11 protein-coding genes are annotated in these 12,144 nt (G+C 47.6%); 3 read left to right on the top strand and 8 right to left on the bottom strand.

All coding sequences use genetic code 11. The features are described from left to right. Positions 1-21: 21 nt before the first annotated feature. Positions 22-357: a hypothetical protein gene (locus tag ACTHSX_RS07220; protein ID WP_101755234.1), complete on the bottom strand. Its 336-nt coding sequence runs from the start codon at positions 355-357 to the stop codon at positions 22-24. 112 nt (positions 358-469) lie between these two features. On the opposite strand from ACTHSX_RS07220, the gene ACTHSX_RS07215 reads away from it, so the two are divergent. After that, on the top strand, positions 470-955 hold the full coding sequence (locus ACTHSX_RS07215) for a hypothetical protein (protein WP_101755235.1): 486 nt from the start codon (positions 470-472) through the stop codon (positions 953-955). A gap of 112 nt (positions 956-1,067) precedes the next feature. On the opposite strand, the gene purE is transcribed toward ACTHSX_RS07215, so the two are convergent. The 4 genes from purE to ACTHSX_RS07195 all read right to left on the bottom strand — a co-directional run bounded on the left by purE (position 1,068) and on the right by ACTHSX_RS07195 (position 3,268). Beyond that, entirely contained in the window at positions 1,068-1,553 is a 486-nt protein-coding gene (gene purE, locus ACTHSX_RS07210) for a 5-(carboxyamino)imidazole ribonucleotide mutase (RefSeq protein WP_107696845.1), read from the bottom strand. A 79-nt stretch (positions 1,554-1,632) separates the two neighbouring features. After that, entirely contained in the window at positions 1,633-2,388 is a 756-nt protein-coding gene (locus tag ACTHSX_RS07205) for a tetratricopeptide repeat protein (protein WP_101755237.1), read from the bottom strand. Between the two features lie 14 nt (positions 2,389-2,402). Further along, a complete protein-coding gene (locus ACTHSX_RS07200) occupies positions 2,403-3,071 on the bottom strand; it encodes a class I SAM-dependent methyltransferase (RefSeq protein WP_101755238.1) in 669 nt (222 codons plus the stop codon). 11 nt (positions 3,072-3,082) lie between these two features. After that, positions 3,083-3,268 carry a DUF3460 family protein gene (locus ACTHSX_RS07195; RefSeq protein WP_070461836.1) on the bottom strand — a complete coding sequence of 62 codons (186 nt, stop codon included), beginning with the start codon at positions 3,266-3,268 and terminating at the stop codon, positions 3,083-3,085. A 218-nt stretch (positions 3,269-3,486) separates the two neighbouring features. Here ACTHSX_RS07195 and ACTHSX_RS07190 point away from each other — a divergent pair, with 218 nt between their 5' ends. Then, positions 3,487-4,839, top strand: a complete 1,353-nt coding sequence (locus tag ACTHSX_RS07190; RefSeq protein WP_101755239.1) for a polynucleotide adenylyltransferase PcnB — start codon at positions 3,487-3,489, stop codon at positions 4,837-4,839. 115 nt (positions 4,840-4,954) lie between these two features. Here ACTHSX_RS07190 and rpoD read toward each other — a convergent pair whose 3' ends face one another. Both rpoD and dnaG read right to left on the bottom strand, forming a co-directional pair. Continuing rightward, the gene (gene rpoD / locus ACTHSX_RS07185) at positions 4,955-6,907 is read right to left on the bottom strand and encodes an RNA polymerase sigma factor RpoD (RefSeq protein ID WP_440377240.1); all 1,953 of its coding nucleotides are present in this window, start codon (positions 6,905-6,907) and stop codon (positions 4,955-4,957) included. 194 nt (positions 6,908-7,101) lie between these two features. Beyond that, positions 7,102-8,874 (bottom strand): DNA primase, encoded by a 1,773-nt coding sequence (gene dnaG / locus ACTHSX_RS07180; RefSeq protein WP_440377239.1) that lies wholly within the window; start codon positions 8,872-8,874, stop codon positions 7,102-7,104. A 329-nt stretch (positions 8,875-9,203) separates the two neighbouring features. On the opposite strand from dnaG, the gene ACTHSX_RS07175 reads away from it, so the two are divergent. Beyond that, positions 9,204-10,640, top strand: coding sequence for an NAD-dependent succinate-semialdehyde dehydrogenase (locus tag ACTHSX_RS07175; RefSeq protein ID WP_440377238.1), 1,437 nt, complete (start codon positions 9,204-9,206; stop codon positions 10,638-10,640). A gap of 475 nt (positions 10,641-11,115) precedes the next feature. Here ACTHSX_RS07175 and ACTHSX_RS07170 read toward each other — a convergent pair whose 3' ends face one another. Continuing rightward, positions 11,116-12,102, bottom strand: a complete 987-nt coding sequence (locus ACTHSX_RS07170; RefSeq protein WP_188208750.1) for a malate dehydrogenase — start codon at positions 12,100-12,102, stop codon at positions 11,116-11,118. Between the last annotated feature and the right edge of the window lie 42 nt (positions 12,103-12,144).

Raw genomic sequence — 12,144 nt, 5'->3', positions numbered from 1 at the left:
TTTGGTCAAAAAATAGTTTGTTTATTGAAGTTTAAGCAGTCGGTCTTGTTCGACAGACAATACGCCGTCTACTTTTTTGAAATAGGCAATGGCATCTTCAATATTGGTCTTGGAGGACGGACGAATAGCAATGCCGTTCAGGTTTTTGTATTCATAAATCAAACTTGCGCCGGAGGCTTTCACTGCTTTTAGCAATGGCGCAGAACCGGTTTGGGCATCATAGAAGATAATCAGGTTGCCGGTAGTATCTTGGGCTTGTTGCTGAGATGGAATAGCAGTTGATTGAGTAGGAATGCTTGGGCTTTGGCAGGCGCAAAGCAGGGTGGAGAGTAGGACGAAAGCAAAAGTTTTGTTCATTGCAGGGGTTAAGTGATTAAAAAAGTTGTCTGAAAATGAGTTAAACGAAATAATGGAAGATAAATTTAGAAAGATAGTTAAATCTTTAGGTTATAAAGGATAAAGGAAAAAAATGAATTTAAGTAGTATATATAATTTTTCGCTAAATCAATATAATTTCTTTTTTGAGATAAATTGGGAATTTAATTTTCTGTATTTAGAAAAATTTAACAAATATGGTCAAATCTATATTGATTCTTGTTTTTATATTAATTTAGGAAATAGTCTGTCTCTATATATTGCCGGTGAAGAAGATTATGGCAATTTATTGGATTTTATAGAGTTTATCTTAGATAACAATCAAGATGAATTAAGTTTTGAATCATTTACTACTAAGATACGTAAAAGAAATAATATATTAAATATAAAATTTAAGAAAAATAATATACTGAATATGGAGGTATTGGGTGGTAAAGAACGAAATATAAATATAGATTTCAGTAATGAGTTATATGCAGAATTAAATTCTTTAGTATCGAAAATTCAAGATGACTATAAAAAAATTTCTTCTAATTTGGATATAATTAAAAATATTTGGTTTGGGACTGATGCAGATTAGCAGTTATACCCAGCAATTGTCTCACACAATATAAAAAACGAAGCTGGTATGGTCGTCAGAATACAAAGATTTCTATTTGCTTTTCAGACGACCTTCCCGACGACATCGATGGTTATGCTTCAGGCAATTCCATGGCTAGAACGGTTTGCTCTTGTTTGGCACGGAAAGCGGCCAGTTTTTCAGCCAATTCAGGATTTTCGTTGGCTAAAAGTGAAATGGCAAACAGCGCTGCATTGGCCGCACCGGCTTCGCCAATAGCAAATGTGGCAACAGGAACGCCTTTGGGCATTTGCACAATCGAAAGCAGGGAGTCTTCGCCGCGCAGATATTTGCTGGGAACGGGAACGCCCAAGACGGGTACCGTGGTTTTGGCAGCTACCATGCCCGGCAAATGCGCTGCGCCGCCTGCTCCGGCAATGATGGCTTTGATGCCGCGTTCGCGTGCGGTTTCGGCGTATTCAAACATCAAATCAGGCGTACGGTGTGCAGAGACGACACGCGCTTCGTATTCAATGCCGAATTCTTTGAGAAATTGTGCTGCCTGCTGCATCACCGGCCAATCGCTGTTGCTGCCCATAATAATGCCGACTTGGATCATGAGGAGTTCCTTTTGCTTGAATGGATTAAGGGTAAAAAATATTTAGACGGCCTTGGGGATGACAAGGCCGTCTGAACGTTTATCTTTGTTTGAGACTGATAGAAGCGCGTTTTGCCGCTTCGCTGTTGGGGAAGCTTTGTATCAGTTTACGCCATGTGCTGCGGGCGATGTCTTTTTGTTGCAGTTTGTATTGGCACTGACCGATACTGTACATGGCATCGGGAGCTTGCGGGCTGTTGCGGAATCGGTTGGCGTAGCGGTTGCCGATTTCGATAACGGATTCGCAGTTCCCCAGACGTTGTTGGCTTTGCAGGAGGAGGTACATATTGCGGCGGGCAATTTCGCTGCCGTTGCCGCCGTCTGCCTCTTTCAAAATGGCTACTGCGGCAGAGAAGTTGTTGCGCTGGTAGTATTTTTGCGCCTGATTATAAAGGCGCAGTTCGTTTTGCGAATCTGAGTCTGTTTCAGACGGCACGCCGCCGCCATTGGCCAAATAATTCATTTTCAGCTTGCGGTCGTCCAATCGCTGGGCTTTGGGTTTGGAGGCCGAAGTAGTCGGACGTTTGCTGTTTCGTTGTTGTTCTAGTGTTTGCAAGCGTTGATTTAATTCTTCGACCGTACGTTCCAGTCGGGCGATTTGTATGCCCAAGTGGTCAATCTGGGTTTGTGCGTCCAAGCGTGGATAGGGGATACTTTTTTCATGCAAAGGCTCGCGTGGAATATCCGGCAGGACAAAGTTGGGATTGTCGGCAGGTTGATGGGGATGGGAAACGGCGCATGATGCGGCCAATAGAGTAAGCGGTAAAAGAAACAGGGAACGTGATAATGTTTTCATCGGATTGTGTTGTTTTATTTTTTTAGTAGCAGTGTCAAACCGTCGCCGATAGGCAGGGTAATGGGAATAATGCGTGTATCGTGCGGCAGATTTTGGTTGAAATGGCGCAGGATATCCAAGCTGGGCGGATCGTTTTCGGCAGCTTCATTCATGACGCGACGGCCCAATAAGATATTGTCGATGGCAATCACGCCGCCACTCCGTACCAGTTGCAAACAGCGTTCAAAATATTTCGGCGTAGGCGGTTTGTCGGCATCGATAAGCGCCAAGTCGTAGCTTTCCGATTCGCCTTGCACAATCAAATCATCCAAAGTCAGCAAAGCCGGCTGCAGATGAAGCGAGATTTTATGCGCTATGCCTGCTGCCTGCCATGTTTCGCGGGCAATATCGGTAAAGGTTACATTAATGTCGCAAGCCGTGATTTTGCCGTCTTCGGGGAGGGCGAGCGCCATGGCGGTGCTGCTGTAACCGGTAAAGACGCCAACTTCCAAATATTTTTTGGCATTCAATAATTTGGCCAACCACGCCAACATGGTTGCCTGCTCTTGTGCGATGGCCATCTTTCCCAGACGATGTGATTGGGTACGCTCGCGCAATGCGGTCAAAACGGGATGTTCGGATTGACCGATGCTGTTGAGGTACTGCTGTAACGCCGGATCGGTATTGTGGGTGTTGGTCGTCATACCGATACGGGTTAGTCTTGATAATAGGTGTAAGGTTTTTTGTTGACTTTGGCCGCTTCAAATTCAGCCTGTTCGGCCGGATTGAGGGTAACATCCCACAGCAAATGGCGGTTTTCGAGGCGTTGCGCTTCCATTTCGGGATTGTCTTCCATGAGTTTGTCGAGGAATTGGGTAGCTTCGGATTTGTAGTGGTACATGATGTTCTCTGCCTGAATCGTTGTCAGACCGTCATTATAGCCGATATTTTTTGCCAATACGCTAATTAATCAAACTTCCATAAGGTATAATGGCACGTCTTTTTTAGGCCGTCTGAAGCCTTTGCTCAATGTTTTGCCCCTTCTGCGGCAGAATATTGTGCAAAGGCTTAAGCCGGACAAGTTTCAGACGGCCTTTTTTATTGTGAAAAGAGCTGCTTATGTTAAAAAAATGGCTGCATAAAGTGTTGCCTAAAAAACACGTCAAATCGTTGCCCGAAAAGGAAATTATCCCGCTTGAGCAACACGGTATCCGCGGGGATATGTTGAGCTTTGCCGCGGAGAAAATTGCCAAACGCCTGCATGAGGCCGGTTTTCAGGCTTATGTTGTGGGCGGTGCTGTTCGGGATTTGTTGCTCGGGGTCGAGCCCAAAGATTTTGATATTGCAACCGATGCCACGCCGGAGCAAATCCGTAAAATATTCCGCCGCAGCCGCATTATCGGCCGCCGCTTCCAAATCGTTCATGTGATGATCGGCCCTGAAACCATTGAAGTGACAACGTTCCGCGGCGGCGATAAGGTTCAGCAAAATGCGCAAGGCCGCATTATGAAGGACAATACTTACGGCAGCATTGAAGAAGATGCCATGCGTCGCGACTTTACTTGCAATGCGCTGTATTACGACCCGATTAAAGAGGAGATTTGGGACTTCCATCAGGGCGTGGCTGATGTTGCTGATAAAAAATTGGTGATGATAGGCGATCCTGCCGAACGCTATCAGGAAGATCCTGTCCGTATTCTTCGCGCCGTCCGTTTGTCGGGTAAATTGGGCTTTGAAGTGGAAGAGCAAACGGCTTTGCCGATTGCAGAATATGCAGGCCGTCTGAAAAATGAGCCTGTTGCTCGTCTTTTTGACGAAATTCTGAAAATTCTGTTTTCCGGTTATTCTCGTGCCTGTTTGAAAAGGCTAAACGAGTTGGGTATTCCCGAAGGCATCCATCCGCTTTTAGATGCCTTGAAAACTGCTGAAGCGGCTGAAAACCGTATGATTATGTTGGCCTTGAAAAATACCGATGAGCGCCTTCGTGCGGATAAGTCTGTTTCCGTCGGTTTTGTATTGGCGGCGGTATTGTGGCCGACACTAAACGCCATTTGGCAACGCAATCAAAGCCATGGTCAAAAACCTGTCCCTGCGTTGATGGATGCGATGAACACCATGCGCGATACGGTGGAGAAAGGTTGGGGCATTCCGCAACGATTTTCTGCAACCATGCGTGAAATCTGGCAATTTCAGCCGCAATTTGACAATATGCGCGGCGCACGCCCATATCGTCTGCTATCACAAGCCCGTTTCCGAGCTGCTTATGATTTCCTGATTTTGCGTAGCGAGGTTGGCGAGGTTGATAAAGAGATGGCTTCTTGGTGGACAACTTTCCAACATGCCGATGAGGAAGCACGCCAGCAAATGACTGCGGCTAATGATCACAAACGTCAGAAACAAAGTGGATCAACTGATGGCAAACCCAAACGTCGCTGCCGTCGTCCGAAAAAGAAAACCACTGAGGCTGAATAAATTATCAAAATTAGTTTAAGGCCGTCTGAAACGATTAAATCTTTTGAGATTTGGTTTTCAGACGGCCTTCGTATTTCAAAAAAAAACCGCAGGTCTTTCAACCTGCGGTTTGCTTTTATGATTTGTTTTCTTCGCTATCGAGGAAGCTGCGGAGACGGTCACTGCGGGTCGGGTGGCGCAGCTTGCGCAGGGCCTTGGCTTCGATTTGACGGATACGTTCACGGGTTACGTCAAATTGTTTGCCGACTTCTTCCAAAGTGTGGTCGGTATTCATATCGATACCGAAACGCATACGTAAAACTTTGGCTTCACGCGGCGTCAGGCTTTCGAGGATTTCTTTGGTTACTTCGTGTAGGCTGGTGTACATCGCAGCTTCTGCCGGCGCAACGTTGTTGGCATCCTCGATGAAGTCGCCCAAGTGCGAATCGTCATCATCGCCAATCGGGGTTTCCATCGAAATCGGCTCTTTGGCGATTTTCATGATTTTGCGGATTTTGTCTTCCGGCATTTCCATCAGCTCGGCCAGTTTGGCGGAATCAGGCTCTTCACCGGTTTCTTGCAGGTATTGGCGCGAGATGCGGTTCATTTTGTTGATGGTTTCAATCATGTGAACCGGAATACGGATGGTACGCGCTTGGTCGGCGATGGAACGGGTAATCGCTTGACGGATCCACCATGTGGCGTAAGTTGAGAACTTGTAGCCGCGGCGGTATTCGAATTTATCTACCGCTTTCATCAGACCAATATTGCCTTCTTGAATCAAATCAAGGAACTGCAAGCCGCGGTTGGTGTATTTTTTAGCAATGGAAATAACCAAACGCAAGTTGGCCTGAATCATTTCCTGTTTGGCGGCTGAGGTTTCTTTCTCACTCAACACCATGTTTTTGTTGATTTCTTTCAACTCTTCGATGGAAATGCGGGTTTCGGCTTCCATATTTGCCAGCTCGGTTTGTTTTTCGAGGATGGCGTGGCGGAAACGATCCAATGCGTTTGCCCATACACGGCCTTTGGCTACTTCTTCTTCTACCCATTTCAAATCAGTAATGGCGGGCAGAAAGTTTTTGATGAAGTAGTCGCGTTCCATGCGGACGCGGTCGATACAGATGTCGCGGATTTCACGCTCAAGTTTGCGGATGTTTTCAACGCGGCTGCGCAGGCTGCTGCTCAGGTTTTCGATTTGACGTGTGGCGAAACGGACTTCCAACAGTTTGTTGGCAATGGCATCGCGGTGTTTCAGGTAGTTGGCGTGCTGACTGCCGTGTTTTTCCAACTGTTTGATCATTTTTCCGTATTCGCTCTCAATAAAGGCGAAGTGTTCTAAAACTTTTTGCTTCAGTTCGGCCAAATGGGCGGCAGATATGGCATCAGAGTCGCCGCCGGAGTCGTCTTCATCTTCCTCGTCGCCATCTTCATCATCACTAACAGTTTCGCCTTCTTCGTCATCAGGTTTGGCATTTTCCAAATGACCCAAGCCCAATTCGTTCAACAAGACTTCATTAGGGTCGATGATGGCTTCAACGACTTCATCCACACGGATTTCGTCGTTGCGGACTTGCTCGATCAACGCCAGAATTTCGGCAATCGAGCCTGGGCAGGCGGAGATTGCCTGCACCATGTTTTTCAGTGCATTTTCGATTTTTTTGGCGATGATGATTTCGTCTTCACGCGTCAACAGATCGACTTGCCCCATTTCACGCATATACATACGCACAGGGTCGGTTGTACGGCCGAATTCTGAATCTGCACTGGAGAGTGCTGCTTCGGCTTCTTCAACGGCATCGTCGTCGGTCATGGCGGCGGCGTTGTCGCTCAAGAGGATGTCTTCAGCATCGGGTGCTTGTTCGGTTACTTGGATACCCAAGCCAGAAATCATGCTGACGATGTTGTCGATTTGCTCAGCATCGGACATATCGTCGGGCAGGGCGTCGTTAATTTCGGAATAAGTGATGTAGCCGCGTTCTTTACCCATGATAATGAGTTGGCGCAGACGCGCGCGCTGCTCTTCGATACTCAATGGACGGTTGTCGTCTTGGTCTTGGTATTCTTCGTAGTTTTGATTTTTAGACATGGATTGCTCTCTAGGTTGATAGGATGCCGACGGTTTACGGTGATGTGGCCGTACCTGAAGGCGGAGCAGAGCTTTTTGTTGTGAAATCAGATTTCACTTTAATACTCTGAGGCCGTCTGAAAATATTACAGATGGGGTGTTCTGCGTGTCATGTTTCGCAGCGTGTGTTTAGATTGTTCAGACGGCCTGAGGGGTTAGTTTTGCTTTGCCGTCAAAAGTGACAGCAAGAGCCTTTTTTCATTTTCGGTCAAACCAGTTTGAATACTTTTTTGCTTTAAAGTTTCGATTTGACTGTATTTTAATTCATTTAACAACTTTTTCATGCCGATTTGGAAACTTTCGCAATCTTCTTCGTTATCCCCTTCCATTTCTTCAGAGTGAAGGGTCGATAAAAAGATTTGATTGACGGTTTCCTCATAGGGCGAACCGCGCATATATTCAAGCACTTGTGCAGTTGCAGGAGTCGTATCGTGATTCTTGATGGTTTCGGCTAAATTGGCAAGGCAGGCAAAGTCACCGCTTAAAGCCAGATAATCGGGTAGGTCTATATATGAAGCCCAAGCCGGATTTATCAAGAGGCTGCGTATCTGTCTTTGAACCAGTGTCAGCATAGTTGGCTGTTTGACAGAAATAGGTGGCAGTTTGTAACTTTTTTGTTTGACGTGTCGCTTTGGCGCTTCTTGTCCGAGTAACTGGGCGAGGTTGTCTGGGTCAATGCTTACGAGCTCGCTGAGTTTTTGTTTCAGAAGATAGCCCAATGCCGGCGCGGTAATCTGAGCCAAAAGCGGAGAACTGGTTTTGACCAATTCTGCTTTGCCTTCTTGCGTATTGAGGTTGAGGCCGTCTGAAAGATGTTCCCAAAAGTATTCCGATAGGGGCTTGCTTTGGTTTAACAAGGCATCTTCGAATTGGGTCTTGCCATAGGCGCGGATGTAGCTGTCTGGATCGTGTTCTTCAGGTAGGAATAGAAAATGCAGCGATTTATCGTCTTTTAATTGCGGCAACGCATTTCCCAGCGCGCGCCAAGCCGCTTTACGTCCCGCGCTGTCGCCATCAAAACAAAAATAAATACTGTCTGCCTGACGCATCAGGATTTTGACGTGTTCCGCCGTGGTTGCCGTACCTAAAGCAGCTACGCCGTAGCCGACACCGAACTGCGCCAATGCGACCACGTCCATGTAGCCTTCGACCACCAAAATCCGTCCGGCCTCTTTTACGGCGGCACGCCCTTCATATAGCCCGTAAAGGTTTTTCCCTTTGTCAAACAAAGGAGTATCGGGAGAGTTCAGGTATTTGGGTTTCGAGTCGTCCAACACGCGGCCGCCAAAGCCGATGACCTGACCGCGAGGATTACGGATAGGGAACATAATCCGATGACGGAAGCGGTCGTAATGTTTGCCTTCGTTATCAATGACCATGCCCGTATCCACCAACGCAGTATTAGGATAGGGTTGGAACACTTGTGCCAAAGGCTGCCAACCGTCAGGCGCATAGCCTAAGCCATAATGCGCGATGACTTCCGCACTCAAGCCGCGCTTGTCTAAATAAGCCTTCGCCGCTGGATTGAATTTCAACTGTTGCGCATAAAAATCCGCTGCCGCCGCTGTTGTTTCTTCCAAAGTTTGTTGCTTTTTTTTACGTTCGGCACGGATTTCGGGATTGTCTTCCTGCCCGCGAACTTTAGGCACCGTCATACCGACGCGATCAGCCAAAAACTGTACCGCCTCCGGAAACGACAGCCCCTGATGTTCCATCACAAAACCAATCGCCGAACCATGAGCACCGCAACTGAAGCAATGGTAAAACTGCTTGGTCGGGCTGACCGAAAACGACGGCGTTTTTTCCTTGTGAAATGGACAGCAGGCCATATAGTTCGCTCCGCCTTTCTTCAGCGGAACCTGCTCGTCGATAATATCGACAATATCGACTTTGGACAAAAGCTCGTCAATGAAATCAGATGGAATCATGGCTCGGCAGAAGAGGATGGACGGAAAACATTTCAGACGGCCTTATAAACAGACAAAGGCCGTCTGAAAATGGAATTTTGGATGAGGGTTGAAATGAATTTCGTATTATAGCAAATTGTTGTAATACATGTGTCTTATCCTTTTGAGGTAGAGTATTAATAATCGTATTTCATTCGTTATTAAGATAGATATGATTTAGCTAAAGCAAAGACCGTCTGTAAGATATTCAGACGGCCTTTGCTGTTGTCTTATTTTGCGATTCAGTTGCGCTTTCATGGTATGAATATGATAATGAACGTATATCCTCGGTTTTAGAAAGGTCGTTTCTCATGAAAGATTTTGCCCGTTTGCTCAATCATCCCGATATTTCCTTTTCTCCGATTCCAGATGCCATTAGAGTTGATAACCCTGCAACAGGTGAGGCTTTGGCATTTGTTCGTAAAACTGATTCAGACGGCCTGAAGCTTTTGATTCAAAAGGCAGAGGCGGCACAAAAATTATGGGCGGCAAAAACTGCGTTGGAGCGGGCCGATGTGTTGTGGCGTTGGTATTTTTTGATTAAAGAAAACAAAGAAGAACTGGCGCGTATCATGACGATGGAGCAGGGTAAAAGTCTGACTGAGGCGCGTGGCGAGATTGATTATGCGGCTTCGTTTGTGCGCTGGTTTGCGGAAGAGGCGCGGCGGATTGACGGCGATGTCCTGACAAGTGTGAAGGCATCGCAAAAACTGGTTGTGTTGAAACAGCCTGTCGGTGTTACTGCTGCGATTACGCCGTGGAACTTCCCATCTGCGATGATTGCGCGCAAGGCTGCGCCTGCTTTGGCGGTGGGCTGTGCGATGATAGTCAAACCTGCATCGCTTACGCCTTTGAGTGCGTATGCATTGGCCGTGCTGGCTTATGAAGCGGGTGTGCCGCAGGATTTGTTGCCTGTTGTCAGTGGTCGCGCTTCGAAAATCAGCCATGAATTTGCCACGAATCCGACCGTGCGCAAAATCAGCTTTACCGGCTCAACCGAAGTCGGTGCGAAAATTTTTGCCGACAGCGCGGCGGACATTAAAAAACTCAGCTTGGAACTGGGCGGCAATGCGCCGTTTATCGTGTTTGACGATGCCGATTTGGACAAAGCTGTCGAAGGCGCGCTTGCCAGCAAGTTCCGTAACAGCGGCCAGACCTGCGTCTGCACCAACCGCGTTTACGCTCAATCCGGCATTTACGACGAATTTTGCCGCAAATTAAGTGAAAAAGTGGCGGCGCTCAAATTGGGTAACGGCTTGGAAGATGGCGTCAACCAAGGGCCGCTGATTGAGGAAAAAGCGGTGGAGAAAGTTGAGCAGCACATCGCCGACGCATTGGCTAAAGGCGCAAGTTGTCTGACCGGCGGCAAACGCAGTGCGTTGGGCGGAACGTTTTTTGAGCCGACTGTTTTAAGCGGCGTTACGGCGCAAATGGCTGTGGCGCGCGAGGAAACCTTCGGGCCTTTGTGTCCAGTGTTCCGTTTTGAAACCGAAGCCGAAGTCATTGAGGCTGCAAACAATACGGAATACGGTTTGGCTGCTTACCTTTATACGGCTGATACCGCCCGTCAGTGGCGCGTCGGCGAAGCCTTGGAATACGGCATGGTCGGCATCAATACGGGCTTAATCAGTAATGAAGTGGCACCGTTTGGCGGCGTGAAACGCAGCGGTTTGGGACGTGAAGGCAGCAAATATGGTGCGGATGAGTATTTGGAACTGAAATATTTGTGCATTGATGTAGCGGGATAAGGCTGCACGGTAAAGGTTGTCTGAAATTTGATTTCAGACGGCCTTTTTCAAACGCAGAAAACTTACTAATCAATCTTATATCATTATTAATTATTTGCATAAAAAACAAAAATTAAAGAACTATATTAAAAAACAAAAGTCATAGTTCTATGATTGGTATTACTTTCACAAAAAAGTGGTAATGTAAATGTTTAAGAAAATTTTAGTTCTGTTTTGTGTAGCTTTTATCGGCGCATGCAGTTCCTTTGATGGGAACGGTTTGACAAATGGCTCATATTCTCAAGGGAAACGGCTTGATCCGAATTGTGATCATTATGCTGTCGGCGGTAGTGGCGGCGGTTATACACCGTCAGGTCAATGGCATCTTAAAGATAAACAAGGACAAAGAGTGCCATTCTAGTTTTTAAAAATGATTGTAGAACGGGCATTTAATTATTTAGGCCGTCTGAAATTTGGTTTTCAGACGGCCTTTATTTTAGAGTAGATCCTGGATGGCTGAACGTTCTTCTTCTAATTCGGCCAGCGTGGCGGCAATACGTTTTTGGCTGAATTCGTCCGACAAATCCAAGCCTTGGACGATGCGGTAGCTGCCTTCATCACAAATGACGGGGAAGCCGAAAATCAAACCTTCAGGAATGCCGTAAGAGCCATCGGATGGAACGCCCATGGTTATCCATTTACCGCTGCTGCCGAGCAACCAGTCACGCAGGTGGTAGATGGCGGCATTGGCGGCGGAGGCTGCGGATGATGAACCGCGTGCGGCAATAATGGCGGCACCACGTCCAGCGATTTTCGGCATGAAGACTTCGGTGTTCCAGTCGGGTTCGGTAATCATCTCTTGGACGGACTCGCCGTTGCTGGTGGCGTAGCGGTAGTCGGCGTACATGGTCGGGCTGTGGTTGCCCCAAACGCACATTTGCTCGATGGAAGTAATCGGGCGGTTGATCTTTTCGGCAATTTGACTGACGGCGCGGTGGTGGTCGAGACGCATCAGGGCGGTGAAATTTTCCGGCGGGATATCGGGTGCGGATTTCATGGCGATGTAGGCGTTGGTATTGGCCGGGTTGCCGACGACGAGGACTTTAACGTTGCGATTGGCAACTTTGTTCAACGCAGCACCTTGTACTTTGAAAATTTCGCCATTGGCGTGCAGCAAATCGGCGCGTTCCATGCCTTGCGTGCGCGGACGTGCACCAATCAAGAGGGCGATGTCGGCATCTTTGAAGGCGACTTCGGGGTCGTCTGTGGCGAAGATGTCGGCAAGGAGCGGGAAGGCGCAATCTTGCATTTCCATGATCACGCCGCGCAATGCCTGTTGTGCCTGCGGCAGGTCGAGCAGCTGCAGGATAACGGGTTGTTCGCGTCCGAGCATGATGCCGCCGGCGATACGGAAGAGGGTGGCGTAGGCGATTTGGCCTGCCGCGCCGGTAACGGCGATTCGGACGGGTGGCTTGAGGGTCATATTTTTCCTTTTGAAGTCGTTGTTTTACTTGATTTTCGGATT

Origin of the sequence: Neisseria sp. P0014.S002 (assembly GCF_051958295.1) — a bacterium.
In the GTDB taxonomy this organism is placed as follows: domain Bacteria; phylum Pseudomonadota; class Gammaproteobacteria; order Burkholderiales; family Neisseriaceae; genus Neisseria; species Neisseria flavescens_B.
The sequence above is the reverse complement of the archived record's forward strand: the minus strand, read 5'-3'. Positions and strand labels throughout refer to the sequence as shown.